Origin of the sequence: Xanthomonas graminis pv. graminis, from assembly GCF_030168915.1 — a bacterium.
Classification (GTDB): domain Bacteria; phylum Pseudomonadota; class Gammaproteobacteria; order Xanthomonadales; family Xanthomonadaceae; genus Xanthomonas_A; species Xanthomonas_A translucens.
Genome location: NZ_CP076255.1, coordinates 147579 through 173945, shown reverse-complemented (window position 1 = coordinate 173945; position 26367 = coordinate 147579). Strand labels below are relative to the sequence as shown.

23 protein-coding genes and 2 pseudogenes are annotated in these 26367 nt (G+C 68.3%); 7 read left to right on the top strand and 18 right to left on the bottom strand.

The genetic code is table 11. The annotated features are described in order from the left end of the window. Positions 1-149: 149 nt before the first annotated feature. From KHF85_RS00720 to KHF85_RS00705, 4 genes are all read right to left on the bottom strand, one after another. Positions 150-1394, bottom strand: a complete 1245-nt coding sequence (locus tag KHF85_RS00720) for a TCR/Tet family MFS transporter (protein WP_064542462.1) — start codon at positions 1392-1394, stop codon at positions 150-152. Between the two features lie 294 nt (positions 1395-1688). Further along, on the bottom strand, positions 1689-3932 hold the full coding sequence (locus tag KHF85_RS00715; protein WP_409976723.1) for a lytic murein transglycosylase: 2244 nt from the start codon (positions 3930-3932) through the stop codon (positions 1689-1691). Positions 3933-4116: 184 nt separating this feature from the next. Then, positions 4117-4227: a hypothetical protein gene (locus KHF85_RS00710; protein ID WP_284568134.1), complete on the bottom strand. Its 111-nt coding sequence runs from the start codon at positions 4225-4227 to the stop codon at positions 4117-4119. 116 nt (positions 4228-4343) lie between these two features. Next, complete coding sequence (locus KHF85_RS00705; RefSeq protein WP_064542461.1) at positions 4344-4736, bottom strand: YchJ family metal-binding protein; 393 nt, start codon at positions 4734-4736, stop codon at positions 4344-4346. 99 nt (positions 4737-4835) lie between these two features. Between KHF85_RS00705 and KHF85_RS00700 the strand changes: the two genes are divergently transcribed. Then, positions 4836-5609: a sulfite exporter TauE/SafE family protein gene (locus KHF85_RS00700; protein ID WP_284568133.1), complete on the top strand. Its 774-nt coding sequence runs from the start codon at positions 4836-4838 to the stop codon at positions 5607-5609. A 12-nt stretch (positions 5610-5621) separates the two neighbouring features. Here KHF85_RS00700 and KHF85_RS00695 read toward each other — a convergent pair whose 3' ends face one another. From KHF85_RS00695 to KHF85_RS00670, 6 genes are all read right to left on the bottom strand, one after another. Next, positions 5622-6830 carry a Wadjet anti-phage system protein JetD domain-containing protein gene (locus KHF85_RS00695; protein WP_284568132.1) on the bottom strand — a complete coding sequence of 403 codons (1209 nt, stop codon included), beginning with the start codon at positions 6828-6830 and terminating at the stop codon, positions 5622-5624. A gap of 5 nt (positions 6831-6835) precedes the next feature. Continuing rightward, positions 6836-10393 (bottom strand): ATP-binding protein, encoded by a 3558-nt coding sequence (locus tag KHF85_RS00690; protein WP_284568131.1) that lies wholly within the window; start codon positions 10391-10393, stop codon positions 6836-6838. An 82-nt stretch (positions 10394-10475) separates the two neighbouring features. Further along, positions 10476-11180, bottom strand: a complete 705-nt coding sequence (locus KHF85_RS00685) for a DUF4194 domain-containing protein (protein ID WP_284568130.1) — start codon at positions 11178-11180, stop codon at positions 10476-10478. Beyond that, complete coding sequence (locus tag KHF85_RS00680) at positions 11167-12636, bottom strand: DUF3375 domain-containing protein (protein ID WP_284568129.1); 1470 nt, start codon at positions 12634-12636, stop codon at positions 11167-11169. Before KHF85_RS00680 ends, KHF85_RS00685 begins: the two co-directional genes overlap by 14 nt. A 71-nt stretch (positions 12637-12707) precedes the next feature. After that, entirely contained in the window at positions 12708-13310 is a 603-nt protein-coding gene (folE, locus tag KHF85_RS00675) for a GTP cyclohydrolase I FolE (protein ID WP_284568128.1), read from the bottom strand. A 145-nt stretch (positions 13311-13455) separates the two neighbouring features. Further along, positions 13456-14829: an MFS transporter gene (locus KHF85_RS00670; RefSeq protein WP_284568127.1), complete on the bottom strand. Its 1374-nt coding sequence runs from the start codon at positions 14827-14829 to the stop codon at positions 13456-13458. A 237-nt stretch (positions 14830-15066) separates the two neighbouring features. Between KHF85_RS00670 and KHF85_RS00665 the strand changes: the two are divergent. Both KHF85_RS00665 and KHF85_RS00660 read left to right on the top strand, forming a co-directional pair. Continuing rightward, positions 15067-15503 (top strand): annotated as a pseudogene (locus tag KHF85_RS00665) (MCP four helix bundle domain-containing protein); the annotation flags it as partial. 449 nt (positions 15504-15952) lie between these two features. Beyond that, complete coding sequence (locus KHF85_RS00660) at positions 15953-16843, top strand: type II toxin-antitoxin system RelE/ParE family toxin (RefSeq protein ID WP_284568126.1); 891 nt, start codon at positions 15953-15955, stop codon at positions 16841-16843. 23 nt (positions 16844-16866) lie between these two features. On the opposite strand, the gene KHF85_RS00655 is transcribed toward KHF85_RS00660, so the two are convergent. Further along, a complete protein-coding gene (locus KHF85_RS00655; protein WP_284566649.1) occupies positions 16867-17823 on the bottom strand; it encodes an IS1595 family transposase in 957 nt (318 codons plus the stop codon). 292 nt (positions 17824-18115) lie between these two features. On the opposite strand from KHF85_RS00655, the gene KHF85_RS00650 reads away from it, so the two are divergent. Then, complete coding sequence (locus KHF85_RS00650; RefSeq protein WP_064542437.1) at positions 18116-18547, top strand: hypothetical protein; 432 nt, start codon at positions 18116-18118, stop codon at positions 18545-18547. Positions 18548-18666: 119 nt separating this feature from the next. On the opposite strand, the gene KHF85_RS00645 is transcribed toward KHF85_RS00650, so the two are convergent. Beyond that, positions 18667-18972 (bottom strand): hypothetical protein, encoded by a 306-nt coding sequence (locus tag KHF85_RS00645; protein WP_284568125.1) that lies wholly within the window; start codon positions 18970-18972, stop codon positions 18667-18669. A gap of 157 nt (positions 18973-19129) precedes the next feature. On the opposite strand from KHF85_RS00645, the gene KHF85_RS00640 reads away from it, so the two are divergent. Further along, positions 19130-20392, top strand: coding sequence for an alpha/beta hydrolase family protein (locus tag KHF85_RS00640; protein ID WP_284568124.1), 1263 nt, complete (start codon positions 19130-19132; stop codon positions 20390-20392). Between the two features lie 190 nt (positions 20393-20582). Here KHF85_RS00640 and KHF85_RS00635 read toward each other — a convergent pair whose 3' ends face one another. Continuing rightward, a complete protein-coding gene (locus KHF85_RS00635) occupies positions 20583-21434 on the bottom strand; it encodes a hypothetical protein (RefSeq protein ID WP_284568123.1) in 852 nt (283 codons plus the stop codon). A gap of 325 nt (positions 21435-21759) precedes the next feature. Here KHF85_RS00635 and KHF85_RS00630 point away from each other — a divergent pair, with 325 nt between their 5' ends. Continuing rightward, the gene (locus KHF85_RS00630) at positions 21760-21912 is read left to right on the top strand and encodes a hypothetical protein (protein WP_284568122.1); all 153 of its coding nucleotides are present in this window, start codon (positions 21760-21762) and stop codon (positions 21910-21912) included. Here the strand turns inward: KHF85_RS00630 and KHF85_RS00625 are convergent. The 4 genes and pseudogenes from KHF85_RS00625 to KHF85_RS00610 form a co-directional block, all read right to left on the bottom strand. After that, positions 21909-22597: pseudogene (locus KHF85_RS00625) on the bottom strand (DUF2306 domain-containing protein). The gene KHF85_RS00630 and the pseudogene KHF85_RS00625 sit on opposite strands and share 4 nt — an antisense overlap. A 179-nt stretch (positions 22598-22776) precedes the next feature. After that, positions 22777-23133, bottom strand: coding sequence for a SymE family type I addiction module toxin (locus KHF85_RS00620; RefSeq protein ID WP_284568121.1), 357 nt, complete (start codon positions 23131-23133; stop codon positions 22777-22779). Continuing rightward, positions 23126-23455: a hypothetical protein gene (locus KHF85_RS00615; RefSeq protein WP_284568120.1), complete on the bottom strand. Its 330-nt coding sequence runs from the start codon at positions 23453-23455 to the stop codon at positions 23126-23128. Before KHF85_RS00615 ends, KHF85_RS00620 begins: the two co-directional genes overlap by 8 nt. Positions 23456-23714: 259 nt before the next feature. Continuing rightward, positions 23715-24251, bottom strand: a complete 537-nt coding sequence (locus tag KHF85_RS00610) for a hypothetical protein (RefSeq protein WP_284568119.1) — start codon at positions 24249-24251, stop codon at positions 23715-23717. A gap of 114 nt (positions 24252-24365) precedes the next feature. Here KHF85_RS00610 and KHF85_RS00605 point away from each other — a divergent pair. Further along, positions 24366-25510, top strand: a protein-coding gene (locus KHF85_RS00605) for an IS3 family transposase (protein WP_284567722.1) whose coding sequence is annotated in 2 segments (ribosomal slippage) — positions 24366-24618 and positions 24618-25510 — 1146 coding nt in all. Because the reading frame shifts where the segments join, the coding sequence is not laid out codon by codon here. Positions 25511-25877: 367 nt separating this feature from the next. Here the strand turns inward: KHF85_RS00605 and KHF85_RS00600 are convergent. Continuing rightward, the gene (locus tag KHF85_RS00600) at positions 25878-26339 is read right to left on the bottom strand and encodes a hypothetical protein (RefSeq protein ID WP_284568118.1); all 462 of its coding nucleotides are present in this window, start codon (positions 26337-26339) and stop codon (positions 25878-25880) included. Positions 26340-26367: the final 28 nt, after the last annotated feature.

Here is a 26367-nt window from a genome sequence, read left to right as displayed (position 1 = left end):
GGACGCATGGCGCCGGGCGACAAGGCGGCCACGCGCGGCTGCGCGCCGGTTCAAGCTGAGCAATTCATCCGCCGCCAGCGGCGCCACGCCGGCCATGCGGGCCATGCGGGCCATGCGGGCAACTGTCCGCCGCAGTGCGGTTCGGCGTGCTAAGCGGTGGCGCTGTCGGGTAGCCGCGCGCGGCGCCAGGCCACGACCCAGCCGGCGGCCAGCAACAGCGCGGCCAGCAGCCACGGCGCGCCGGGCAGATGCGCTGGTGCGTGCTTGCCGATGAACAGCGCAAAGACGCGGGTGTACAGCAGCGGTCCGACGATGCCGGCCAGGCTGACCAGGCTCATCAGCGCGCCCTGCACGCGGCCTTGCGCATCGGCGCCGACGTGACGGGTGACGATGGCCTGCGCGGACGGCGACGCCACCGCCCACAGCGCGCTGAGCGGCACCCCGAGCAGGAACATCGCGCCGCTGCCGGCGACGCTGTAGATGGCGAAGCCGGCCACCCCGCAGCCCAGCCCGAACAGCAGTGCGCCGCGCTCGCCGAGCCGGCGCACCACGCGCGCGACCAGCAAGGCGTTGACCACGATGCTGCACACCCCGACCAGGGCCAGCACCCAGCTGACCTGCTTCGGTCCCCACTGATATTGATACTCGGCGAACAGCACGAAGATGCTCGGATAGACGTAGTGCGCCAGGTTGGCCAGGAAGATCACCGCGGCCAGCGCGAACACCTGCGGGTAGCTGCGCAGCAGCCGCAGCGCGCCGAACGGATTGGCGTGCTTCCAGTCCAGGCGCGGGGTGCGCCGTTGCGGCGCCAGCGATTCGGGCAGCACCCACAGGCCGTACAGGAAATTGAGCAGCGCCAGCGCCGCGGCGAACCAGAACGGCGCGCGCAGGTGGTAGCTGCCGAGCCAGCCGCCGAGCAGCGGCCCGATCACGAAGCCTAGCCCGAACGCGGCGCCGATCATGCCGTAGGCCTGGGCGCGCTTGTCCGGCGTGGTGATGTCGGCGATGTAGGCGTTGGCGGTGGTGAAGCTGGCCGAAAATACGCCCGACACCACCCGCGCCAGCAGCAGCAGCGGCAGGCTCTGCGCCAGCGCCATCACCACGAAATCCACGCCCAGGCCCAGGCACGAGGCCAGGATCACCGGGCGCCGGCCGTAGCGGTCGGACAGCGCGCCCTGCAGCGGCGAGCTGACGAACTGCAGCGCGGCGAACAGGAAGCCGAACCAGCCGACCCACTTCGCCGCCGCGGCGAAATCGCCGCCGGTGAAGCCGCGCACCAGCCCCGGTAGCACCGGAATGATGACGCCGAAGGCCAGCACGTCGATCAGCAGGGTGATGAAGATGAAGACCAGGGCGGCGCGGCGCGTGCGCGCGGCAGGGGGCGAGGAATGCACGGTAGGGTCTCCCGATGGACGCGGCAGTGTAATCGGCAGGCGCGGGGTCGGGGTGGGGCTGGATTTGTGGCTGCGCGCCTGGCGGCAAGACAGTCGGGATGCAATTGCTGCGGGAGGGTTCGGTCCCGACGCCTCGTCCGGCGCCGTGTCGGTAGAGCGCGTCGGGACTGAAGTCCCTCCCACAGGGGGCGCGTCAGCCTCCTGGTGGCGATGGACAGCGCGGCTGCGGCTGATGGTGCGCGGCCAGCGCAGCCGCTGCCTATCCGGCGCGAGCGCTCGCGGCAGCGCGCGCGGTCACAGCGGCGCGACCGCGATGGTCTGCTGCAGCACATGCTGCGCGCCCGCGGCCAGTTCGATCACCTCGGGGCCGGCGTTGGCCGCTTCCAGGCACACGAACTGGCGCCAGTGGGCGCCGACGTCGGCCATTTTCTGCGCGCCGGCTTCGCCCGGGTTCCAGGCCACCAGGGTGCGGCTGCCGGCGGTGGCGATCTCGATGCGGCGCTGCAGGCCGGGGTCGAGCAGCGTGTAGCGGCCGCCGGCGCCGGTGTAGATGCGGTCGCTGCGGCCCGGATCGCGCGGGTCCTGCAGGCTCCAGTCGCCGTGCTGGCGGTGCGGCGTGGCGTAGTTTTCGAACTTGTCCAGGTAGTCGAGCCCGTCCAGGCCCTGCACCCGCACCTGGGTGGCGTCGGCGACGTGGAAATAGTTGTGCAGCGCCTGGGTGAAGCGCGTCGGCGCCTGGCCGACGTTGTCGGTGATCAGGCGCTGCTGCAGGGTCGCGCCGATGCGCAGTTGCATGCGCAGGCGCAGCGGCAGGTCGTCGAAGTCCGGTGGCGCCAGGGTCAGCAGCATGCTGCCGTCGGCCTCGCGACGCGCGTCCTGCAGCTGCCACGGCACGGTGCGCACGAAGCCGTGCGCCGGCACGTCGGCACGCTGGTCCTGGCGGCCGAAGTACGGCCAGCACACCGGGGTGCCGCCGCGGATCGGGGTGGGCGTGGGCTGCGCGCTCGGCGACAGCCACATTACCTCGGTGCCGCCCTTGGGCACGAACGACAGCAGTTGGCCGCCGAACAGGCTGATCGCGGCGGTGGAGTGCGGGGTCTCCACCAGCAGCGAGGGATAGCCGTGGAAATCGCCTGTGCTCAGGCCGGGGATTTCGGACATGGGGGTGATGCTCCGTGGCGCGGGGGTTTGGACGAAGGCCGGGTAGCGCGCCGGCACGCGGAAGGCGCTGGCGGGCTTGCCGCCGAACGGCGTGGCGGGTGCGGGTGCGGGCGCTGGTGCCGGTGCGGGCGTCGGCGGCGGGGCGGCGGGACCGGCGGGCGCCTGGCGGCGCAGGGCGTCGAGGATGCGCTGGCCGGCGCGGCCGTCGGCCGGCTGCAGGCCCAGGCGCAGTTGCTCGGCCTGGATCGCGCGGCGGCTGGCGCTGCCGATCATGCCGTCGGCCTGGCCGATGTCGTGGCCGCGCGCCAGCAGCAGGGTCTGCAGTTCGCGTCGCTCCGGACGGCCCAGGCCGGGATCGTCGGTGGGCCAGGCGGTGGCCAGGCCGGGCTTGCCGCGCAGCTGGTCGGACAGCAGCGCGATCGCCAGCGCATAGCTTTCGGCGGCGTTGTAGGCGTAGATCGCATCGTAGTTGCGGAACACCAGGAACGCCGGGCCTTGCGCGCCGGCCGGGAGCAGCACCGCGGCCGGGGTCTGCGGCGCCAGCGTGGGCAGTTCCAGCGCGCTGCCGTCGATGGCGGTCAGGCCACGCGTGCGCCAGTCCGACAGCGGCCGGCGCTGGGTGCGCCCGGCCAGGGCCGGGTCGAACCCGGCCGGCAGCTTCACCTCCATGCCCCACGGCTGCCCGCTCTGCCAGCCGGCCAGCTTCAGATAGTTGGCGGTGGAGGCCAACGCGTCGGGAATGCTGGCGACCAGGTCGCGGCGGCCGTCGCCATCGCCGTCCACGGCGACGCGGGCATAGGTGCTGGGCATGAACTGGGTATGCCCGAACGCACCGGCCCAGGAGCCGCTCAGGCCGTCGGGCCGCAGGTCGCCGGCCTGCAGCAGTTTCAGCAGCGCGAACAGTTCGCCGCGGAAGAACGGCTGGCGGCGGCCGTTGCACGACAGGGTCAGCAGCGACACCAGCAGCGGGCGCTTGCCGGAGACGCGGCCGTAGTCGCTCTCCACGCCCCACACCGCGACCACGGTCGCCGCATCCACGCCGTATTGCTGCGCCACCTTGGCGAGCAGATCGCGGTGGGTGGCCAGCATCGCGCGGCCGTCGGCGACGCGCTGAGTGTCCACCAGACCGGCCAGGTAGTCCCAGATCGGCGTGGTGAATTCGGGCTGCGCATCAAGCAGCGGCAGCACGCTCATGTCCGGCTGCACGCCCGCGGTGAAGCGGTCGAACGCGGTGGCGGTCACCCCGGTCTTGGCGGCGGCCGCGCGCAGCGTGGACAGGCAGCCGACGAAGGCGGGATCGGGCGCGGCGGGCGGCGCGCGCAGGGTCTGCGCGGCGGCACAGGGCGCGGCCAACAGCAAGGCCCAGGCGAAACGCATCATCGGAACTTCCTCGCCAACAGCAGGCCGGACATCATAAACAACCATGGGCAATGGACTGCTCACGGGCAGTGATGGGGCACGGGAGTCCGGGGTTTTGTAGGAGCGGCTTCAGCCGCGACAGGCTTTACCGATAGATCCTGTCGCGGCTGAAGCCGCTCCTACAGGGGTGCTGGCGGCCGGCTCAGTACACGGCGACCACGCGGTTGCGGCCGCCGCTCTTGGCCGCGTACAGCGCCTCGTCGGCGCGCTGCACCAGGCCGTTGGCGTCGTCGCCGGGGCGCCGCTGGACCACGCCGATGCTCAGCGTCGGCTGCAGCTCGGGGAAGGCCAGCGCGGCCTGCGCGCGGACGCGTTCGCACCATCATCGGCCAGCGCCGCGCGAAGCGGATGCCACAGCGGAGCATGGGTTCAGTCCAGCGCGTCCAGGTAATACCAGCGGCCATCCTCGCGCACGAAACGGCTGTGCTCGATCATGCGTACCGCGCTGCCGCCGCCGATGCGGTAGCGCGCCAGGAACGCGACCTCGGCGCTGTCGGCGGCGCCGGCAATGACCCGCTGTACGGTCAGGCCGAGCCAGGTGGTGTGCGTATCCAGCTCCAGTTGCGCCGGGCGCGTGGACGGGTGCCAGCTGGCGCGCAGGTAGTCGGCGTCGCGGCGCACGTAGGCGCTGTAACGCGAACGCATCAACGTCTCGGCATCGGGCGCGGCGGCGCCGGCGTGGTAGAGCCCGCAGCACTGCGCGTAGTCGCGCGGGCGGCCGCAGGGGCAAGGATCGGCGAGGCGCGGGGCGGACGGAGGCATGCGCCGATTGTGCCGGCTGCGGCGGCGCGGCGCATCCCTGCGCGGCCCTGGGCGGCGGCCCCGGCTATGCTTGCGCCCCCCATCGCGCGGAGCGCCGCCTTGCTGGAGCTGATCCCGACCGAGCTGCCGTGGCTGCTGTGCATCGCCTTCGTCGCCGGGCTGGTGGATGCGGCGGTGGGCGGCGGCGGCCTGATCCAGTTGCCGGGGCTGTTCGCGACCCTGCCGCAGCAGGCACCGGCGGTGCTGCTGGGCACCAACAAGTTCAGCGCGATGGCCGGCACCGGCGCGTCGGCCTGGCGCTATGCGCGCAACGTGCGCTTCCCGTGGCGGCCGGTGCTGTACGCCACCGCGGCCGCGTTCGCGTTCTCCTTCCTCGGCGCCAGCGCGGTCAGCCTGCTGCCGAAACAGGCGGTGCGGCCGCTGATCCTGGGGCTGCTGATCGCGATGCTCGCCTACACGCTGGTCAAGAAGGACTTCGGCGCGCTGCACCGGCCGCGCCATATCGGCCGCCGCGAGCTGGCCATCGCACTGGCGATGGGCGCGGCGATCGGCTTCTACGACGGCTTCTTCGGCCCCGGCACCGGCAGCTTCCTCATCTTCCTGTTCATCCGCTTCTTCGGGCTGGACTTCCTGCGCGCCTCGGCCGCGGCGAAGGTGGTGAACCTTGCCACCAATCTGGCTGCGCTGTGCTTCTTCGTGCCGAGCGAGCAGGTGCTGCTGGCAGTGGCGGTGCCGATGGCCGTGGCCAATATCGCCGGCGCGGTGGCCGGCACGCGGCTGGCGCTGCGCGGCGGCACGCCGTTGATCCGGCAGCTGTTCCTGTTGCTGGTGGTGGTGCTGATCGGCAAGATGGGCTGGGATTTGCTGCGCTGAGGCGCGGCCGAATCAGCGGACGATTGCGCACGGTTCGTCGCGCTCTCCGGCCAGCGCGGCGCGGATGCGCGGCCATGCGTAGTCCCAGGCGATGCGCTCCTGTTCCAGGCGCGGCGCGGGGCCGAAGCGGCCGCTGCGCAAGCCGGTGTACAAGGCCTGCTCGGCGGTGCTGAGCGCGTCCAGGCGCTGCGCGCGATGCTGGCGGCGCTCGTGTCCCCACAGCTCGGATGGCGTAGCGCGCAAGGTGGTTTCGTCCATCAGCAGCGCGACCGTGCGCGGCGCATGCCGGCGCAGGCGATGCAGGATCGCCAGGCCGTGGGTGTCGATGTCGCCCCAGTAGTACAGCGGCAGTGCTTGCAGCCAGTCGATGGCGCGCACGTAGTCCACCGCGTAGCCGCGCGCCATCAGCAGCAACGTGCCGGGCAGGTCCTCGCAGGCCAGGCCGGTCTCGCGGTTCTCCACGATCAGCACCTGCCGCACCGGCAGCTGCAGCGCGGCGATCTGCGCGATCAGCGCCTGGATGTCGTCCAGCCCGCCGAGCCGCGCGCGCAGGTCCGCATCTAGCAGGCGCAGGCGCACCCGGTCGGGCGCGCGGCGTAGCCCGGACAGGCTGTCGAAGCTGCGGGGTTCGGCGCTGCCGCGCAGCCCGGCCAGCCAGTCGGCGATGACCCCGCGGCGCGGCTCGATCCATTTGCTGTCGATGCCGGCGATCGGCAACTGGCGCAGGAACAGGCCGCTGTCCGGATGGGCATGCAACCAATCGACCACCGCTAGCAGGCGCGCGACATCCGCTTCCGGCGCATCGGCGAGCAGGTCGAACTGCCGGCGCAGGCGCGCGGCAAACCCCAGTGCCTGCGGCCAGCGCGCGACGAGTGCTGCGCAGCGCTGGCGTGCGCGCTGCCAGCGCGCGTGTTCGCCCAGCGCCAGCGCGGCCTCATCGGCGTTCGGCTGCCAGGCAGACGGCAGACATTGCGCGCCGAGCTGCGGCCATTTCACCTCGCGCCATTGCACGTGCCCCGGCAACGCGGTGGTGCGCCAGGCGCGCAACCAGGCGCCGAACGCATCGAATCCGGCGGTGGCCTGGGCCTGGGTCGGCATGCGCAGCGCCACCGGTTGCGGCGCGGCCTCGCCGAGCAGCCAGGCGCCGCGGTGCAGCCGCCATTGCCCGCGCAGCGCGGCCAGCGCGGCGTCGGGCAGCAGCATCGCGTTGGCGCGTGCCATCCCGGTCAGGCCCTGGGCGGCTTGCTCGGCTCGGCCGGGGGACGCGGCGTGCGTGGCGCGCGCGCGGTGGCCGGCGTGGCGCTGGCGGAAACCGCAGGGTCACCGGCATCGCCACGCACGACGGCCGCAGTGCCGGCGCGCAGGCGGCGCGGCGCGGCGCCGGGTGGTTGCGCTTCCGGCGCTGGCGCTGCATCGCCTGGCGTGGCCGCACCGCGCGTGCGCTCGGGCAATTTGAGCCGGCGCGCCTGCTCGTCGTATTCGATCAGCAGCACGCCCGAATCGTGGCGGCCGCTGATCTCGACGAAACAGGCGCCACCGATGAACGGTTCCAGGGTCATCACCGATTTCAGCGGCGTGGCCACCACCATCTGGAAGCCGAAGTTCTCGAAGATGTTCATCGCCAGCGCGGTGAATTCGTTGTCGGCCTTGTCGAAGGCTTCGTCCAGCACCACCGCGCAGTAACGCGGCAGTTCGCCGTCCTCGCCGCCGAGCTGGTAGCGCAGCGCCGCGGCCAGGCAGGTGGTGGCCAGCTTCTGCCGCTGGCCGCCGGACTTGCCGGCGCCGCTGCGGTAGATCTCCACCTGCTGGCGGGTGGCGGCATCGAGCTCGACGCCGACGAATTCCACGTGCAGGCGCACATCCAGCACCAGCTCGCGCCAGCGTTTGTCCTCGCCGTCCTGCGAACCGAGCCGGCGCACCAGTTCGCGCAGCACCGCGAACTGTTGTTCGGCCAGGTCGCGCTGCTCGGTCTGGTGATGGCCGAGCACGTCGCGCAGGCGCTGATGGAACTCGATCACCTCCGGCAGGCGGCGGTCGCCCAGTTCGATGGTGAGCAAGGTGCCGCGGTTGAACGGCACCTGTTCCAGGCTGGCGTTGACCTCGTCCAGGCGCTGGGCGATGGACTTGCGCGCCTCGGCGGTATGCCGCTGCAGGGCCAGCATGTTGTTCTTGCTCTGGCTCTGCAGCAGTTCGAAGAAGCGCGCCTCGTGCTGCGGCAGGCCGTCGCGTTCCAGGCGCTGCAGGCGCGCGAGGAAATCCTCGGCGCTGCTCAGGCTGACGGTGAAATCGCCGCTGTCTTCGGGCCATTGCTGGCAGTAGCGGCGGAAGCAGCCGAGCAGCAGTTGCTCCAGGCGGTTGTGTTCCTTGTCGCTGGCGCTGGTCTGCTCGACGATGGCATTGCCGATCTGGCGAAAATGCGCCTCGAGATTGTCCAGGCTCAGCACGCCCAGACCGGCGAGGCGCTCGTCCAGCCCCTGCCGCTGCAACGGTGTGACCACGCGCGCGTCCGCGTCGGCGCAGGACAGCCGCTGCTTCTCGAGCCGCGCCCGTTCGGCACCGAGGGTGATCCGCTCCGTCCGCACGCCCTCGAAGGTGCGTTCGGCCTGCTTGATGTCCGCGCGCGCATGGTCGATCGCCTCGCCCAGCGCGCGCAGGTTGGCATCGCCCTCGCGCAACTGGCGCAGCGCCGTGGCGATGTCGTCCAGGCGCTGCAGCGGCGCGGCCACGTCGATCTCGTCCCAGGCCAGGTTGGCCAGGGTGTGCTGGGCCAGGCGCCGCTCGCCGTCGCGTTCGCGGCGCGCGCGCAACGCGGCCACGTCGGCATCGCAGGCGGCGATACGCTGCGCCAGCGCCAGGCCCTCTTCTTCGAACAAGCCCAGCTTGTCGCGGTTGTCGAAGCCCAGCAGCCAGCGCCGGCGATCGTTCACCGCATGGCGGTCGTCCTTCTCGTAGCGCTCGCCGGGATGCTTGACCTGGCCTTCGCGGGTGATCGCGCGCTCGGCATGGCGCAGCGCCTTGGCGCTGTCCACGCAGTCGTAGTCGAAGCGCTTGCCCAGCTCGCGGCGCAGCCAGCCGGCGAAGGCGTGCTCGCGCAGTTCCAGCTTGTGCAGCAGCGAGCCGGCGGCCGGCGCGCGCCCAGGCAGGGCGTGCTCGTTGTCGCGCACCCGGTAGTACACCAGGCGGATGCCCAGATGGGTACGGTTGACCCAATCGGCCACATCGGCGTAATGGCGTTCGTCCACCAGCAGCGATTGCGCGAAGCCGTGCAGCACGCGTTCGATGGCGCCGCGCCAGTCGGCGTCCTCGCTGCGCACCTGCAGCAGCTCGCCGACGAACGGCAAGGCGGCCTCGGGCACGCCGGTGTCGGCGCTCAGGCGCGCGCGCAGCGCCTGCATCGGTGCAGGAATATTGGATGGATTGCGCTTGAGCGCATCGATCTCGGCGCGCACTTCGGCAAAGCGCTTGGCGTCCTCGGCCTTGCCGGCGATGCGCTGGCCGATCGCCTCGTCGAGTTCGGCGGCCGCGCGCGTGCCGTCCTCCAGCGCCGCGCGCGCCTGTGCGGCCTGCTCGGCGAAGCCCTGCGCGCTGCCGGCCAGGACCTGTTCCAGCTGGCGGCAGGCCTGCTCGGCCTGGCTGCGCTTGGCGGCGCGGCGGTCGCACTCGGCTTGCTGCTGGCCGCGCTCGCGTTCCAGCGCATCGATGCGCTCGCCGCCCTGGGCGCGGCGCTGCGCTTCCAGGTCGTCCAGGCGCCGCTGATGGTTCTCCAGCGCGGCACGGCGTTGCCCTTCCTCCCCGGCCAGGCCGCGATCCTGAGTGTCCAGTTCCTGCAGCCGCGCATCCAGCAATGCCAGGCGGCGCTGCTCGCGGTAGCTGTCGATGCCGAGCTTGAGTTCGTCCAGTTCGCTGCGCTGGCGGCGCACCGCCATCAGCTCGGCGTGGTGCGCGCGCGCCGGCAGCAGGGTCTCGACCTGGAGGCGCGCGGTCACCACCGCCTGATGCGCGCCGTCGAGTTCGGCGAAATCGCCGACCAGGCGCTCGGCGGCGTCGAAGGTCTTCGGCTCCTCGAGCATGAAGCCGCGCAGGAAGGCGTTGAGATCGCCGAGGTTCTTCGCCGACTGGGTCTTGTGCAGCAGCCGCAGCGCCATCTCGTTGCCGATCCCGAGCTGGTGGCGGAAGCGTTCGGCGTAGCCGGCGAAGCTGTCGAAATGGTGCACGTCGTGCAGGCGCTGCTTGAGCTTGCGCAGGTCCAGGTCGAAACCGTCCAGGTCGCTGGCGATGTCGAACGCGCGCTCGGCCACCATGTAGTGCTTGCGCACGTCGGCCGCGGCGGTGCCGTTGCCGGCGATCCAGAACAGGCGCACCAGGCTGACCACGCGGTCCTCGCCGTTGCGGTACTCCAGCACCAGCGCGGTCCAGGTGGCGCCCTTGCGCAGGTACTGGGTGGCGATCTCGCCCGATTCGCTGTCCTGCTGGTCGGCCCAGGCGCCGCGCACGTAGGACACCAGGTTGCGGTCGCGGCCGCTGCGCTCGGCCTCGCGCGCGGCGGCGTTGAAATCGACGATGCTCGGCGGCGTCAGCAAGGCCGACATCGCATCGAGCAGGGTGGACTTGCCCGAGCCGGAGCGGCCGACGAACAGGAAGCCGCGCGCGGCGATCGGGATCTCGGTCAGGCCGGAAAACGTGCCCCAGTTGTGCACCTGCAAGCGGCGCATGCGGAACTGCTGGAGGCGCGCATCGGGCTGATCGCCGGCGAACAGGCCAGGCGTGGAAGCGGAGGATTTCATCGGCACAGTCTAGGGACGCGGACGCACGGAACCAAGCCGGGGCGGGCGCTTTCGCGGCAGTCCGCTCCGGCCAACGCGCGGCCTAGGCGTCCTGTGCAGCCTCGGCGGCATCCTCGCCGCTGCCCGGGCCTTCGCGCAGCTGGCGGTACACCTGCGCCAGCGCGGCCACGTCCTCGGCCGAGAACAGCAGCTTCAGCGCCGGCGAGACTTCATAGCGTTCGTCTTCGCCGCGCAGGCGGGTCAGGATGTGGTTGTCCTTCATCTTCTGCACGGCATTGCCGACCCGGCGCAGGAAACCGGCACGGTCGGTGGAGAGGTTCTTCTCGTACACCGCCAGCGCCTCGCCCAGCTGCGCTTCCTCCACCACCGCGCGCAGGCCGCGCGCATCGGCTTCGGCCAGTTGCTGGCGCAGGTGCAGCAGCAGCACCGAATCGATGAAGGTCAGCGGCGAGGAGCGCAGCAGCACCGGCGTTTCCAGTTCGCCGGTGTCGGCCTGGCGGGTGAAGGCGATGCCGGCCTCCCGATCCAGCACCAGTTCCAGGAACAGGTCGGCCAGGGCGCTGCGGATCGCCGCCTCGCTGCGCAGCAGCGCCGGCCACAGCTTGCTGTGGCGCTGCGCGTCCACGCTGGGGCCGCTGAGCAGCTGGCACAGCGCGCGCCGCGCCTCCACCGGCAGGCGGCCGCTGTCGCCGGGGAACAGGCCGCTGCCGGCGTCGGGCGCCGCGTTGTCGGCCGCGTCCGGCAGGCGTTCCTGCTCGGCATCCCATTCGTGTTCATGCCAGTTCATGGCGTTTCTCCTGGGTGAACCACACCAACGGAATGCGCGCGCGGCGCCACTGGCCATCGCCGCCACGCCATTGCGCGATCTCGTGCTGCCCGGCGGCAACCACGCCATGGCGGGTGCCCAGCGACAGGTAACCGATCACGCTGCCCAGGCCCTGGCTGGCCTCGCGCTGGGTCAGCACCTGGGCGATGGACAGTTGCGGCTGCTCGGCGAGCAGCTCGAACAGATCGCGGCGCAGGCTGCGGAAGTCGATTTCCGACTGCACCACCAGATAGCCGACGCTGTCCAGCGAAATCGCCGCCGCCTCGTTGCGCTGGATGCCGCCCTCGACCTGCTGCTGGCGCGGGTCGTGCAGCCGCCATTGCGCCAGCGAGCGCAGGCGGCTGGTGGTCAGGTTGAGATCGCGGCCGATGCCGCGCTGCGCGGGAATGTGCTCGCGCAAGGCCAGCGCCTCGGCCTGCGCCTGCTTGAGCAACTGGTTGAGCCGGCGCTGCTCCAGGTAGCCGCGGCTCTGCACGAAGCCGCGCAGGCTGCGCGCAAAATGCTGCATCACGTCGTGCACCTGGCCGCCGCGCTCGAGCATGGTGCCGGTCAGCCCGCGCAGGAAGCCGCGCTCGCGGCGGTCGAGCTTGCGCGCGAACGAACGCGCCAGCACCGTCTCCAGCGCCGCGTCGAGCTGCGCGCTCTGTTCGGCATCGTTGAGCAAGGCCCAGAACGCCTGAAAGCTGCGCCCGGCATCGCTGTCGCCGATCACGTCCACGCCTTCGAACAGCTTGCCCAGGATCTCGCCGCGCTCGCCCTCGTCGTCGATGATGCGCTCGCGGAAGTCGCGGTTGAGCTGCTCGAAATCGTCGCGCACGCGGCGGAAATCCTCGGTCAGTTCGTCGGCCAGCGCGATCACCTGGCGCGCGCGCTCCAGCGCGCGCTTGCCATCCAGCGCCGCCACCTTGCCCTTGGAGACCCGCGCAATCTCCGCATCGATGCGCTCGCGTTCGTCGCGCAGCGCCGACAGCCGCGCATCCGGATTGGTCTCGGTCAGCGCCGCCAGCTGCGCCAGCTGCTGCATCACCAAGGCCAGACGGCTCTCGGTGGCCGCGCCGCGCGCATGCTCCAGGCCATCGGCGAAGCGGATCGCCTGCGTGGCCTGGGTGGACAGTTCGTATTCCTCCTGCTGCGCGCCGTCCGGCAGCCGCCGCTCCAGCCAGCCCTGCGCCAGCCAGTGCGCCACATAGGCTTGCGCGGTGCGCGGCAGTTCGCGCGACAGCTGCTCGGCGTTGAGTTCGTCGAGCATGCGCTGCAACCGCTCGTGCAGCACCGCCGCCGGCAGCCGGCGTTCGCTGTCCAGCAGCAGCGACTGCAGCAGGCCGATGACTTCCGGCGCATGATCGGCGGCGAGCAGCTTCCACAGCGGCTGCTCGCGTAGGCTGCGGTAGCGGGCGATGCGGGTGCGGTGCTTCATGCCGATGCTGCGGGACCGAACGTACGTGCCGAAAAGGCAGAAATGCTAGCGCGGCAGCGCATGCGGCACGCTCAGCGCTTGCCGCCGTCGATGAAGCGCAGGAACTCGGCGCGGGTGCGCGCGTCCCCGCGAAAGGCACCGAGCATCTTCGAGGTGACCATGCTGACGCCGCGCTTGTGGATGCCGCGGGTGGTCATGCACTCGTGCGCGCCTTCCACCACCACGGCCACGCCGAGCGGCTGCAGCACGTCCTGGATGCATTGCGCGATCTGCGCGGTCATCTTCTCCTGCACCTGGAAGCGCCGCGCGTAGGCATCGACCACGCGCGCCAGCTTGCTGATGCCCACCACCTTGCCGCGCGGCAGGTAGCCCACATGGACCTTGCCGATGATCGGCGCCATGTGGTGCTCGCAATGGCTTTCGTATTCGATGTCGCGCAGCACGATCATCTCGTCGTAATCGGCCACTTCTTCGAACGTGCGCAGCAGGTACTGGCGCGGGTCGGCCTGGTAGCCGCTGAACCAGTCGCCATAGGCCTCGGCCACGCGCCGCGGCGTGTCCAGCAGGCCCTCGCGGTCCGGGTCCTCGCCGGCCCAGCGCAGCAAGGTGCGTACGGCGGCTTCGGCCTGGTCCTGGGTAACGGGGGTGTCGGGGGTCTTCTTGGAATCGGCCATGAGCGAACGCGCCCGTGAGTGGGGCTGCATGGTACCCGAGTCGCACGCGCGCCGCCGAAACTGCGACGGCGGCCCCTGCCGGCGGGCTTGCAGCGCGCCGCGGCACGGGCGCGACCAGGCCACGCCCGTGCAGGCGCTGCCGGCCTCAGCCGGGCCGGGCCGCCGCCTTCGCGGCCCGGCGCTCGCGCATCGCGCGCTCGTCGTCCAGCCAGTTCGCGCCCTTGTTGCTCAGGAAGACGATGTACACCACCAGCGACACCGCGATCACCGCGGTGGCATACCAGACGAAGGTGGTCACGTGGCCGGTCTTCAGCGAGGCCTGGTACAGCAGCGGCGCGGTGCCGCCGAAGGCCGAGTTGGCCAGCGCGTAGCCCAGGCCCACGCCCAGCGCGCGGATGTGGGTCGGGAACAGTTCGGCCTTGACCACCGCATTGATCGAGGTGTAGCCGGTCAGGATCACGAAGCCGCCGGTCAGGATCGCGAACGCGGTCAGCCAGTCGCTCTGCCTGGGCAGTTCCAGCACCAGGAACCAGGTGTAGAGCACGCCGCCGATGCCGAAGAACACCAGCAGCGTCTTGCGCCCGACGATGTCCGACAGCCAGCCGCCGACCGGCTGCATCAGCATCAGCACGGTCAGCGCCACCAGATTGATGAGGGTGCCGGCCATCACGTCGTCGCCAGCGAACGCGGTCTGGATCATCTTCGGCCCGGTGACCGAGTAGGTGTAGAAGGCGATGGTGCCGCCCGCCGTCACCAGGAAGCACAGCAACAGCGGCCGCCACTGGTGCACGAACAGCTCGTGCAACGAACCGGCAGCGCGCGCCCCGCCCTTTTTGGCCTCGGCGATGGCGTCCGACCCCAGCGACTCGTCCATGGTGCGGCGCAGCCAGAACACCACCAGCGCGCCGATGCCGCCCAGGCCGAACGCCAGGCGCCAGCCCCATTCGGACACCCAGCCCTTGTCGGCGAAATGCAACATCGCCAGCAGCGTGGTTTGCGCCAGCACATGGCCGCCGACCAGGGTCACATAGTGGAACGAGGACAGGAAGCCACGCCGGCCCGGGATCGCCGCTTCGGACATATAGGTGGCGCTGGTGCCGTACTCGCCGCCGGTCGCAAAGCCCTGCAGCAGCCGCGCCAGCAACAGCACGATCGGCGCGGCAATGCCGATCGTGGCCACCGTCGGCGTCACCGCGATCGCGAACGAACACAGCGCCATCAGCGACACCGAGATGGTCAGCGCCAGGCGCCGGCCGTAGCGGTCGGCGAAGCGGCCGAAATACCACGCGCCGATCGGCCGCATCAGGAAGGTCATCGCGAAGATCGCCCACACGAACATCGTGGCGTTCTTGTCTTCCTTCGAAAAGAACTGCGACTCGAAGTAGGTGGCGAACACCGAATAGACGTAGACGTCGTACCACTCGACCAGGTTGCCGGCCGAGCCCTTGAGCGTATTGGACACCGAGCGGCGGAGGCTGCCGGGCGCGGCGCTGGCGTTGGACCCAGAGGATGCGTGCATGCGCATAACCTGTTGATGGACACCGGGCGAGTATAGGCAGACGCAGGCGAGGACCCTGTCGTGACCACCGTCACGGATGCCACGCACCCCGGCCCATGGGCCGCGCCGCTGGGGCGCTTCAGTTCGCCCGTGCGACGCCGCTACTGCGGGGTTACCTCAACGTAGGCGCCGTGAGGGCGCGGCAACCCAGTTGCCCGCCGGCCGCCACCCCTCCCCTTCGCCCAGTTCCCCGCCCCCATGCACCTCTTCTCGAATCTGCGCATCGGCCAGCGCCTCGCGCTCGGTTTCCTCGCCATCATCGTGCTGATGATCCTGCTCACCTTCGTCGGCATCCAGCGCGTGCACAGCATCGACCAACGCCTGACCGCCATCAACCAGGTCAACAGCGTCAAGCAGCGCTATGCGATCAATTTCCGCGGCAGCGTGCACGACCGCGCCATCGCCCTGCGCGACGTGGTGCTGCTGGACGACCCGGCGAGCCGGCAGGCGACCGAGCACGCCATCGACGCGCTCGCCGCCGACTACGCGCGCGCGGGGCAACCGCTGAACGCCCTGCTCGGCGCCTCCGCCGACCGCAGGAACAGGCCATCCTGCAACCGATCCAGCGGATCGAACGGCGCACGATGCCGCTGATCGCGCAGGTGCGCAGCCTGCGCGCGGCCGCCGCCCGCTCTGCCATCGACCCGGCCGCGCCCATCCGGCGCCAGCGTGGCCGGCAACGGCTGGCCGGCAAGCGTGCGCTCCACGCGGAGCATGCGACGCATCGGCCCCCTGGCGCTCGCCGTGGCGGGCAAGGCCAGGCAGGGCCACGCCGCGGCCTTCGGCGTGGACCGCAGCAGCAGTTCGTCTTCTTGAAGCGGATGGCGGGCGTTGCCCATGAACATCGCACCCAAGACGAAGGCAGCGCCACGCCGGCCTGGCGCCGCGAAAGCGGACCCCTGCGCGTGGAACCGGCGGTTACGCCGGATCGGCCGCCTGGTCATGCCGACAGCGCCAACAGCAGTTAAGCGTGCTGCGGCCCGACAAAGGAACAGAGCCTCGCACGCGTTACGATGGCGCCCCCACCGGCCGCACCCTGCAGACCCCCCATGAAGGCCCGCACTCCCGACGCAGCCGCGGCGGCATGAGCAACGCGTCGCATCGCGCGGCCCCCCGGGCCACATCCTGGGTCGAACGCCTGGACCCCTGGATTGCCGCAATCGTCAGCGCCGTGCTGCACCTGCTGATGTTGCTGCTGTTGCTGCTGGCCGACCCGCCCACCATGAGCACGCCGCAAGGCGCGGCCAGCGGCGGCCGGACCAAGGTGGACTTCATCGGCGCCACACGCCAGCCCGTGCCACCGGTCAAGACGCCGCCCAGCCCGCAGCCCAAGCACACACCCGCACCGGCCAAGGCACGGCCGGCGACCTCGCCGGTCCAGTCCACCCTGGTCGCGCAGGCCGACGACCCGGTACCGCCGCCCGATCCGGTCGCCGCCGCCAGCGCGCCGGCTCTGCCCGCGACCGCGCCGGCAGAGCAGCCGGCACCGCCGCAACCGGACCCGGCCGCGCAGCAACAGACCCAGGCCGCCGCCAGCGAACCCGAACCGACCCAGCGCCGCGAGACCTGGACCGGACGCCCGCCGGGCGCGATCGACCAGGACCTCGGCCCCAACGAGGCCGGGCTGGTGCGCGACGGCGGCGGCCGTGGCGGCCGCCGCGGCGACCCCAGCGACGCCGGCCCGAGCATGGAACTGGGCGGCTACCTGGTCTACTACGACCTGCGCAGCGAAACCCTGCTGCGCGCCTGGATGGACCAGGGCATGAAGGAATTCTTCATTCTGCTGCCCGGCACCCAATACCGCATGGCCTGCCCGCTGGAACTCGCGATGAAGCGCGGCTCCGGCAAATGCCGTGCGCTGCCGCCGGACTCCCCGGAACTGAAGGCCATCGGCGACGCCCGCGAGGTCATCACCATGCTGCAGGTCTACAAGCAGGGCGAACTGGTCTGGCGCGGCCCGGGGCCGTACAAATAGCCCCTCCTCCCCTCGGAACCTGATTAGCGCTGTGTCTCAGCTGTCGTACGCAGTTGCTGCTCTGTGAGCCTTCCCGCGCCGGCCAGGGCACTGGCCAGGCGCGGCACCATGGCGGCCAGGTTGAAGCGGCGATTGAAGCGGTAGGCATGCGCATGCAGGTAGCGCGCGCCGTATTTGGGGAAGTCCACCGCATGGTGGGTGCCGCTAAGCGCCGTTTTGAGATTGCCCAGGATCGTATTGACCCAACGCAGACGAGGCTGCTGGACGCCTTTGCGGCCGCTTCCGGTCACGATGGCATCGTGGGTCAGGCCTGCCCAGCCCACACCGGTGAACGCTGTCAGCCCATCACTGACGACATGGGTGCCCGGTGCCAGTGCCTGCTGAGCCCACGTGTGCACGACGCTTCTTCGGAAGCTGGAGACCACATCCAGGCGGAGATAGCGCGGGCGCCCTTGATGCAGGGAAACCGCTGCAATAAACGGCACTTTATTGCGCCACTGCGGTTGGCCTGGACCACCGGCGCGTTCGCCGCCCAGATAGGCATCATCGATCTGGACCTCTCCGTCGAGCCGGCGTGACTGCTCACGATCGGCCATCGCCGACATCACTTTGTGCTTGATCCGCCATGCAGTGCGATAGCACACGCCCAGTTGCCGAGCCAGTTCCAGCGCAGCAATTCCGTTCTTGGCTTGGCTCACCAGATAGATGGCCAGCCACCACACCCGCAAGGGAAGCTTGGTGTCTGCCATGGGCGTGCCGGCGGTCAAGCTGGTCTGTACCCGGCAGCGCGCGCACTGCCACAGGTGCTGGCGTCCCCGCTCAAAGCCACTGGCATGCGTGTGTCCGCACTGCGGACACACGAAGCCATTGGGCCACCTGGCCTGAACCAAGGCCTCGACACATTGCGCCTCGGAGCCGTAGCGGCTCAGAAAAGCCGGAATCGAAAGCCCCTTTTGGAACTGGATCCGATTGAGCGTCATCGCCGTATCTCACTGAAGAACCTGCATTTCTAAACCAAGGCAGCATCACCAGCTGAGACACAGCGCTAATCAGGCCCTCGGAAGAGGGGTTGGGGTGAGGGTCCGGCGCGAAAGCGCCTCGCGGAGTTGGGCATCGCGCCATCACGCGCCTTTTGCAATTCCCCATCGTTCCGGTTGCTAGAGTGCCGGCGCGTCCCTGGCAGCGCCGCACCTGTGCAGCGTGGCCAACCGCGACGTCTGGAGAATTCATTCAATTAGGAGGTGTCACGTGCACTGGAAGTCCACTGTCGCAATGCTCGCCCTGTCGGCCGCCGCCCTGCCGGCCTTCGCCCAGTCCGACCGGCAAGTGGTCGAGGACATGCTGCTCCGCTCGGCCAATGTCTGCCCTGGCCACAGTACCGACCGCACCGCGCCCACCGTGAACGCCGTGCCGGTCGGCGCGTTGCGCGTGATGCTCGACCGCGGCCTGGTGATGTGCCCCGACCGTCGCCTCGACGCCGACGCGCCGGCCGTGTTCTACGGCAGGCTCGGCGTGTTCGCCTGGAACCCCGAAGTGAAAGCCGGTTCGGCGGTGATCGTCAAACAGATCGACAGCATGACCCGCAACGAGGAATACCCCGCCGAGACCCTGGTGTGGGACGCCAAGGGCACCGCGCTCAAGCAGCAGACCGTCCCCATGTTCGAGCCGAAGCCCGGCGCGGCGGTGCTGTACAAGGTGCGGTAACCCCATTCGTCCGGCCGGCGCGCGCTCGATGGCGGCGCGCCGGTCGCACGTCTTTCGCATCGCCTCCAACAGCCACGCCGCATCCGCCCGCACCGACCACCGTCATCGGTGCGGCGCAGTCAGGCAGCCATCTGCGCGACAAGCGACATTGCCACCTTGCTGCCGCGTCGCTTCCCGACCGACGCAACCACTCGGTGCCAGCGCGCAACGGATGCCATATTATCCGGCGACGCACCGCGGTTATCTTTAAACCCATGATTATCCAATACTGAAATATTGGATCCTGGCAAACCGCCGATCCGGGGCCATTTCGCGAATTGGCCGGAATTGGGCAAAATCCCCGTGAAAACATGCGGATTTTCCGCAAATCGCTGCACCGCTGTCGCGCAGCGCACGCTACGCCGCCGACACGCCGCACGTTTCATCGGTGGCATGCGTCCCGATAATCTTCCAATGATTGCGCGAATCAATACCGCAGATAAATCCTTCCCTGGTTGTCGCAAAAAACACCCACGTTGCCGTAGTAGAGTTTGCGCCCTACTCACCCCAAGTCATCGGGATTCAACTGCGAGGATGTTTTCCATGGCCCTACTGTGCAACCGGCTGGCGCTGTGCGCGCTTTCCGTGATCGGCGTTGCGGCGGCGGCCCTGCCCCTGGCCGCGTCGGCGGCACCGGCACGCGGCACGCTGCTCAAGAGCAGCATCCTGAGCAACTACACCCGCCAGGCAATCGGCACACTGCTGGCCAACGCCCAGTCCAGTGACCAGGCCAAATGCGACGTGCGCGTGGCAGAGTTTACCTACGTCACGATCGGCGTCGAAGGCGAACCGGCCACGGCCTCCGGGACGCTGCTGGTGCCGGGCGGCAGCCAGTGCACCGGCCCCTTCCCGCTGCTGAGCTACAGCCAGGGCACCGAGTCGCTGCGCCACGCCGAACAGGCCAAGGAGATCCGCGACGCCAAGGGCGACGACACCATCGTCACCCACCTCGCCACCCAGGGCTACGTGGTGGTCAGCAGCGACTACCTGGGCATCGGCCAGTCCAACTATCGGTTCCACCCGTACCTGCACGCCGCATCCGAAGCCAGCGCCTCCATCGACGCCCTGCGCGCCGCGCGCCAGCTACTGCAGCGGCTCAACACGCCGCTGTCGGGCAAGGTCATGCTGACCGGCTTCTCGCAGGGCGGGCATTCCGCCATGGCCACCCAGCGCGAGATCGAAGCGCACCTGTCCAACGAGTTCCAACTGGTCGCCAGTGCGCCGATCTCCGGCCCGTATGCGCTCAGCCAGACCTTCCGCGACAGCTGGAGCGGCCGCAATGCGGTGGGCGAGAGCACCTTCGGCATCGTGCTGAGCAGCTACGCCGTGATCGGCATGCAGCGCACCTACCACAACATCTACCTCGCCCCGTCGCAGGTGTTCCAGGATCCGTGGGCCAGCAAGGTGGAAGCGCTGTTCCCCGGCAAGCTGAGCCTGATCGACCTGGCGCTCGGCGACACGCTGCCCGGCGTCGACAAGGTGCGCAGCTACTTCCAGCCGGGCTTCTACAACGACTTCGCCAGCAACCCCAACGCCCCGTTCCTGCGCGACCTGGAGCGCAACGACCTGCTGTCCTGGACGCCGCGGACCCCGACCCTGCTGTGCGGCTCGGACAACGACGCCACCGTGCCACTGAAGAACGCCACAACCGCCATCGCCGCGTTCAAGGCCCGCGGCAGCAATCAGGTGTCCATGCTCGACCTGGGTTCCGGCAATCCCAACGACAACAGCGCGCTCGAGCACCTGTTGACCAAGGAAGCCTGCACCATCGCCGTGCGCCAGGAGTTGTTCGACAAGTACCGCTGAAGTCAGTACCGCTAAGTCGCGGCATGATCGCAGGCGCGCCCCTCCCCCCGCGCCTGCGATCATGCCGCGCATTTTATCGCTGTCGCGCACTGCGGGCGGCGATCGGGCGTTGCGCCAATCGAAGTTGGACATCGCATCGACCTGGACCGGAGGCGCGGCCGCCGTGTCTCATGTCCCTTACCGGGCTTTATCACTTCAAAAGGTTGGGGAGCCGCTTGACGAGGTGCTTCAGGGCATTTACCAACTCGACGGCGTCGCCGTTGGTTTCCATGTTGGCTTCCTTGGCCCTGATCACAACCAGCATATTCACCATTTTATTTTCTTTGATGGCCTCGAGAAAATCTACAACCTTGGCATTCACTATATTTTCTTCGTCTTCCATCGCCCTAGACGTCTGACACTCAACTTTTACCAGACTCAAGGCGGCCTCCATGACCTCCTTGTCGATATTGGCATCCGATCCAGGCCGCCTCACCGGTGCCACTTTCTGCACGAATGGCCGGACGGATGGCCGACGTGAGCGAACTGGCGTATCTGCGTGAACTGGCGCATCCGCCGCAGACAACCGAGGACGCAATGTCGGCGGTGGTGTGTCTGGGTCGCTGTCGAAGTAGAGCTCAACTTGTTTTTCAAGTTGGCAAATGGCCTCGTCCAATTCGTCGCCGCCGCAGATCAGCATGCCATCCTCATCTTGGAGCAGCCCTTGACTGCGCATCTCCAGCTGTTTCTGTAACTCCAGCGCTATTCCGTACTCTGGAGCACTTCCGTTTTCAAAATGCTTGCAGATTTCGACAAGATCGTTGATTTTTGGCAGCAATTTCTTATTGATCCGGTTACGCAGCTGGTGTTCTGGAGAGGACCGCTCAAATCCTTGCGTGTAAGCCCGTATTGGCCTCTCAGCGAGCGCGTCAAACCGCGTGTCGCCAGATGCAGCGGGCCCTTGCCTGCGATCGCTGCTTTCCTCGGCATCGCGGTGGGCCGGAGGAGAGCTGGGAGAAGTGATAGAACTGGAACACGTCAATATCCGTTTCAGTTTTTGCATTGCGACGTCTCTTTGCTTGAGTCAGACAGACCAATAAACCGCCAGACGCTGCCTGGTTGATCGCGACAACCGAAGAAGTGATGCAACGAACGAATTGCTCGCCGGCGCGATTGGCCGGAACACGCTCGCGCGGTGGACAGCGAAAAAAGATGGGATACAGCGCACTTCATGGCAGCACATCGTCAGCATCACGGCTGGAGCGGTGCGACGTCGAAAGCAGGCGACCGGCGATGCCGATAACGGCTGATTCCGGCGCCATGTTTAAATTGAATCTGGGATAGGAGTCGCATGGACGCAAACGGAGACACATCGGATCGACCGCGGCTTGGTGCTGTGCCCCGACCGCCACCACCTCGACACCGAGGCGACGGCGGCGTTCTACGGTAGGCTCGGCGTGTTCGCCTGGACCCCGGAAGTGAAAGCCGCCAAGACCCGCCGGCGCCTCGCTTCGGGAAGCGCCGACCGCAGTGTGCGCTAGCCGGTCTCTGCCCGGACCGCGGCCGCTCGCGCGCCGCGTATTGCGGCACCGGCCACCCGACGGCCCAGCGCGTCCACCAACAGGGGCACCGCCCAACTGCCCCATAACAGCGCCGCGATCATGTTCGGCGACGGCACCATGCCGGCATCCACCGCACTGTAGAGTGCGATGCGGAACACCATTGGCGCCAGGGTCACCAGATACGCCCGCACCATCCAGCGCTGGTGCAGCGCCACCTGACCGCGGCGAATGGCCAGCAATCCCGCGGACGCCACCACCAGCCATGCCGCTTCGGTCGCGGCGAAGGCCACGCGGATCGGCATCGGTGCCGGCGACGTGACGATCAACACGCTCGCCCCGAGCATCGCCACCAACATGCCGGCGAAGTAGGCCCGCCCCACCCAAGGATGCACCCACGCATGCCGGCGCCAGCGCTGCGTAGCGAACTGCAGCGTGCCGAGCACGATGCCGACCGCACCGCCGCCCAGGTGGCACCACAGCCAGCCGCGGCGGGTGAGAAACATGGTGTAAGCGGGCGAATCCAGCGGGACGTATTCAGGTAGACGTGGCGGACGAACACGGCCGCGGACGCGGCAAGCGCCAGCCACAGCAGCGCCCACCCCACGCGGGCGGCGGGTCTGCCACGTGGCACCGCGACACCCTCGCGTATCGGATCGACCTGCATGCCCTGCTCCTGTGGCCTGCCTGCTCTCGGTAGCGGAACGCTAGCATGGACGCGCGGCCGGAGCGCGGGTGCGGAAGGAGAGGAAATGGCGAGGGCGCAGGAACAATCGCGACGCGGTTTGCTGCCCTCCCCTCCTGCGAACGGTGCAGCGGCCTTGCACCCGATGGCGGCCTGCCGCGTCAGTCCGCGTCGGCCACGCGCACCACCAGTTCGCCGGCACGCACCTCGATGCGCAGCGTGCTGCCGATGGCGAAACCCAGCTGTTCCAGCCAGCGCCCGCGCAGGCGCAGCGCCGGCACCACCTGGTTGCTGGCCGGGTAATAGCCGTAGCCCATCTTGCAGCGCTGCGGCGGGCGCGAGCGGCGTGGTGCGCGCGGCGTGCGGGCCTCCTCGGCGGCAAGGTCGGCGGCGATCTGCTCGGGCGTCAGCATCGGCGTGAGCGATGGCTCCACGATGGTCCAGTCGCGAAATCGCGCTGTCTGGCGCGGCGCACGCTTGCGCGAGGTGGCGGCGGGACGGGAAGGCGGCTTACGCATGACGCGGCTCCCCCTGCGATACCGGCGCCAGGCCATCGCCGCCCAGCCGCTGTGCGTGGATCTCGTCCACGATCCCGCGCACCGCGCGGGCGGCCGTGAAGATGCTCTCGCCCAGGATCGACACGCTCTTGTCGTCCAGCGGCGCCCCGCTGCACACCGCCACCATGTCGCTCTGCGCGGTGATGGTGCGCAACAGCGCGTGGAACTGGTCAAGTTGTTGCAGGGTGACGCCGAAGGTGAAGGGCTCTTCCTGCGGCTGCGGCGTGGCCGCTGGCGCGGTGTGCCGCGGGGCGGCGGTGGTGCGGGCTTTCGAAGTCGTCATGGCATCCGTCCTCGACGTGGGCGGACGGGGTGTCCGCGCAACCACCGTAGCGCGCGCTTTCGGATATCCAAAAAGCAGATATTTACGCCTAGCCTCAACAAGAAATCGGGCGGGATAAGTATCTTCTTAAGAGATTATTTTCTCTAGCTTCGTATCCCAATGCCTCGAGCATAATATGTAAAAAGCCGCCAGCGGATGGCTGGCGGCTTCTGCTGCTTCCCGATTCCTTGCAGGGGCGAGCCGATTCATCTTTCAGGGACTACTGAATCCCGAGCTTGCTCTTCGTTACCTTCGCGGGCGTGACAGCCACGCGGCTCATGCAGTCCAGCTTTTTGGCTGGAAACGAGTAGGCGACGATGGCATCGCCGACCTGTGCGCCGAAGGTGTAGGTTGCGTGCTCGTTGTCGCCGCGGGCGTAGTCCATCACGATGAGGCTCGGATACCGGTTGCGCAGCGCTGCCATCGAGACGCAACTCCCGGTCACGTCGAAGGATGCCGAATCGGTTTGGTTGTCGGGCGTCGTCACCACCACGACGTTAGACGCGAACAACGATGGGGCGATCTCCCTGGATGCTTCGCGGTGCTCCAACCCAGCTGGCGTAGCGACGGAATCAGAGGAAGCCGAAACGATCTTCAGGACGTCCCTGCCATCGCCGGGAAGGGCCAGCGCAAGCCTCTCGGAGAATGCCCACAGTTGCTTTTCAGCGCTCGCGGTGGCGCGAGGGGTTGCGGCGGTCGACACCAGCGGAGCAATCGCAAGGGCGACAACCCCCAGTGCGGCAACGAAAGTCTTCATGGCTTACTGCTCCTCATCCGTAGGGTGGTTGGGAAGTTTGTCGTACTGTCCTGGTCTAATTCTCGTGGACACCTCGATAGGGGATGATCATCCCCAGCGAGGACTTTGAACGACATGACGCCCCGTATCCGTAGAAATTTCGATACCGCCTTCAAGCTGCAGGTGGTGCAAATGATCCGCGACCAAGGCCTGAGCGTGGGTCAGGTGTGCCGCGACCTGGACTTGGTCGATAGCGCCGTGCGTCGCTGGCTGGCCCAATACGAGGCCGAGCATGCCGGCCAGCCTGGGCAAGGTCGGCCCCTGACCCCCGAGCAGCAACGCATCCGTGAGTTGGAACGGGAGAACCAGCGACTGCGTGAGGACAACAGCTTGTTAAAAAAAGCATCGGCCTTCTTCGCCCGGGAACTGAAATGATCCAGCAGATGATCGATCAGTGGCAGGAGAAGGCCGCAACCGCCCGGCTGTGCCAGCTGCTGGGCGTGAGCCGCTCGGGGCTGTATGCGGCCCGTCGGCGGCGCTCAGCACCGAGGGCGTGCACGCTCGCTGCGCCATTGCAGACGGCGTTCCAGGCCAGCGGCGGCAACTATGGCAGCCGCCGGCTGAGCGCGAGCCTGAAGGCCCAGGGTCTGCCCGCCAGTCGCCATCGAGTCCGCCGCCTGATGAAGCAGCAGGGACTGAAGGCGCGCTGGAGGCGCAAGTTCGTCCATACCACCGACAGCCGACACGAGATGCCGGTGGCGGACAACCATCTGGATCGGCGCTTCAACCCGGACGCCCTCGACCAGGCCTGGGTGGCCGATATCACCTACATCCGCACCGAGCGCGGCTGGCTGTACCTGGCCGCGGTGCTGGACCTGTACTCGCGCAAGGTGGTGGGCTGGGCAATGGCACCGACCATGCCGGCCGAGCTGGTCTGTACCGCCTTGCAGATGGCCATTGCCCCGCGCCAGCCCAAGCCGGGGCTGATCGTGCATAGCGACCGCGGCAGCCAGTACGCCAGCCAGGCCCACCGCGACCTGCTGACCAAGCACAAGCTGGTGGCCAGCATGAGCCGCAAGGGCAACTGCTGGGACAACGCGGTAATGGAGCGGTTCTTCCTGAGCCTGAAAATGGAGCGCGTCTGGCAGCGTCGCTACACCAACCCCAACGAGGCCATCGCCGATATCACCCACTACATCGTCGGCTTCTACAACACCCACCGCCTGCACTCCACCCTCGGCTATCGATCTCCAGCCGACTACGAGAAAGCCACTACCTGAAACCCCCTATCCACGTGTCCACCAAAACTTGACCACAACAGGTTGAACTAGATAAACCCCTTGTAGTTCCACTGAAAGTGGAACTATGGGTGCTCTTAATAGTTATTCTAGGGCAGAATGCTCCCATTGTAGGATAAAGCCCTATCTGGGGATATATTCCTTCACGGGGTTTGTCTCCGCGCCGACCGCGGCACGTCCATGTGCCACTGCCAGTTCACTTCAAGAGACCTTCGGGAGCTTCGGCTTTCTTCGGGTGAGCTTGAACGCCTCGGTGTCTAAGGTGACTGCAGATAAAGAAAACGGGCCGTTAGGCCCGTTCCTTGAAGTGGCACTGTCTCTCTCAAGAGCGGCGACTCCAAATCTCTAATCAATCTGACGAGCCTGAGCAAGCTTTCGTATTGTATTTGTAATCAACCAGCTTCCAGGAGCCGCCGCTGGAATTGTTAACGAATACAAATGACCAGGTTTGACTGACGCTCTTGGAGCACGAGCTGACCGAGTACGTATCGCCGGGTTGTGCGTGGATCGGCAAATCTGTTGGAGGACTGTCCCCTGGTGACTGAAGGTGCGCAAGGCCGTCCGAAGCGGTTTCACGGCTGTGCGCAACGGTGATGTCGCCTATTTGATTGAAGTCTCCGACCGGGCGGCCGTTAACGCGCGCAGTATGCTGTTGCAGCCAGAGTACGACCTGCTGCGTTTCGGAAGACGTTGCCGAATAAGTCGATTCCGTTACGACGACTTGCGACGAAACCGCAGCGCTTGCGAAAAACGGTAGTGCGATCAACTGAAGAGCAAGTGCCGCTTTAAGCATAGTCATTTTCAGGTTCATTGAGGCGATCTTCCATGACAGACGTGTC

What these genes read in the sequence shown, in the direction of transcription:
- KHF85_RS00715 (WP_409976723.1), bottom strand. Translation starts at nt 3,932, where the DNA reads ATGCGTTTCGCCTGGGCCTTGCTGTTGGCCGCGCCCTGTGCCGCCGCG.
- KHF85_RS00705 (WP_064542461.1), bottom strand. Translation starts at nt 4,736, where the DNA reads ATGCCTCCGTCCGCCCCGCGCCTCGCCGATCCTTGCCCCTGCGGCCGC.
- KHF85_RS00695 (WP_284568132.1), bottom strand. Translation starts at nt 6,830, where the DNA reads ATGGCACGCGCCAACGCGATGCTGCTGCCCGACGCCGCGCTGGCCGCG.
- KHF85_RS00690 (WP_284568131.1), bottom strand. Translation starts at nt 10,393, where the DNA reads ATGAAATCCTCCGCTTCCACGCCTGGCCTGTTCGCCGGCGATCAGCCC.
- KHF85_RS00685 (WP_284568130.1), bottom strand. Translation starts at nt 11,180, where the DNA reads ATGAACTGGCATGAACACGAATGGGATGCCGAGCAGGAACGCCTGCCG.
- KHF85_RS00680 (WP_284568129.1), bottom strand. Translation starts at nt 12,636, where the DNA reads ATGAAGCACCGCACCCGCATCGCCCGCTACCGCAGCCTACGCGAGCAG.
- folE (WP_284568128.1), bottom strand. Translation starts at nt 13,310, where the DNA reads ATGGCCGATTCCAAGAAGACCCCCGACACCCCCGTTACCCAGGACCAG.
- KHF85_RS00670 (WP_284568127.1), bottom strand. Translation starts at nt 14,829, where the DNA reads ATGCACGCATCCTCTGGGTCCAACGCCAGCGCCGCGCCCGGCAGCCTC.
- KHF85_RS00660 (WP_284568126.1), top strand. Translation starts at nt 15,953, where the DNA reads ATGAGCAACGCGTCGCATCGCGCGGCCCCCCGGGCCACATCCTGGGTC.
- KHF85_RS00655 (WP_284566649.1), bottom strand. Translation starts at nt 17,823, where the DNA reads ATGACGCTCAATCGGATCCAGTTCCAAAAGGGGCTTTCGATTCCGGCT.
- KHF85_RS00650 (WP_064542437.1), top strand. Translation starts at nt 18,116, where the DNA reads ATGCTCGCCCTGTCGGCCGCCGCCCTGCCGGCCTTCGCCCAGTCCGAC.
- KHF85_RS00645 (WP_284568125.1), bottom strand. Translation starts at nt 18,972, where the DNA reads ATGAAACGTGCGGCGTGTCGGCGGCGTAGCGTGCGCTGCGCGACAGCG.
- KHF85_RS00640 (WP_284568124.1), top strand. Translation starts at nt 19,130, where the DNA reads ATGGCCCTACTGTGCAACCGGCTGGCGCTGTGCGCGCTTTCCGTGATC.
- KHF85_RS00635 (WP_284568123.1), bottom strand. Translation starts at nt 21,434, where the DNA reads ATGCAAAAACTGAAACGGATATTGACGTGTTCCAGTTCTATCACTTCT.
- KHF85_RS00620 (WP_284568121.1), bottom strand. Translation starts at nt 23,133, where the DNA reads ATGCGTAAGCCGCCTTCCCGTCCCGCCGCCACCTCGCGCAAGCGTGCG.
- KHF85_RS00615 (WP_284568120.1), bottom strand. Translation starts at nt 23,455, where the DNA reads ATGACGACTTCGAAAGCCCGCACCACCGCCGCCCCGCGGCACACCGCG.
- KHF85_RS00610 (WP_284568119.1), bottom strand. Translation starts at nt 24,251, where the DNA reads ATGAAGACTTTCGTTGCCGCACTGGGGGTTGTCGCCCTTGCGATTGCT.
- KHF85_RS00600 (WP_284568118.1), bottom strand. Translation starts at nt 26,339, where the DNA reads ATGAACCTGAAAATGACTATGCTTAAAGCGGCACTTGCTCTTCAGTTG.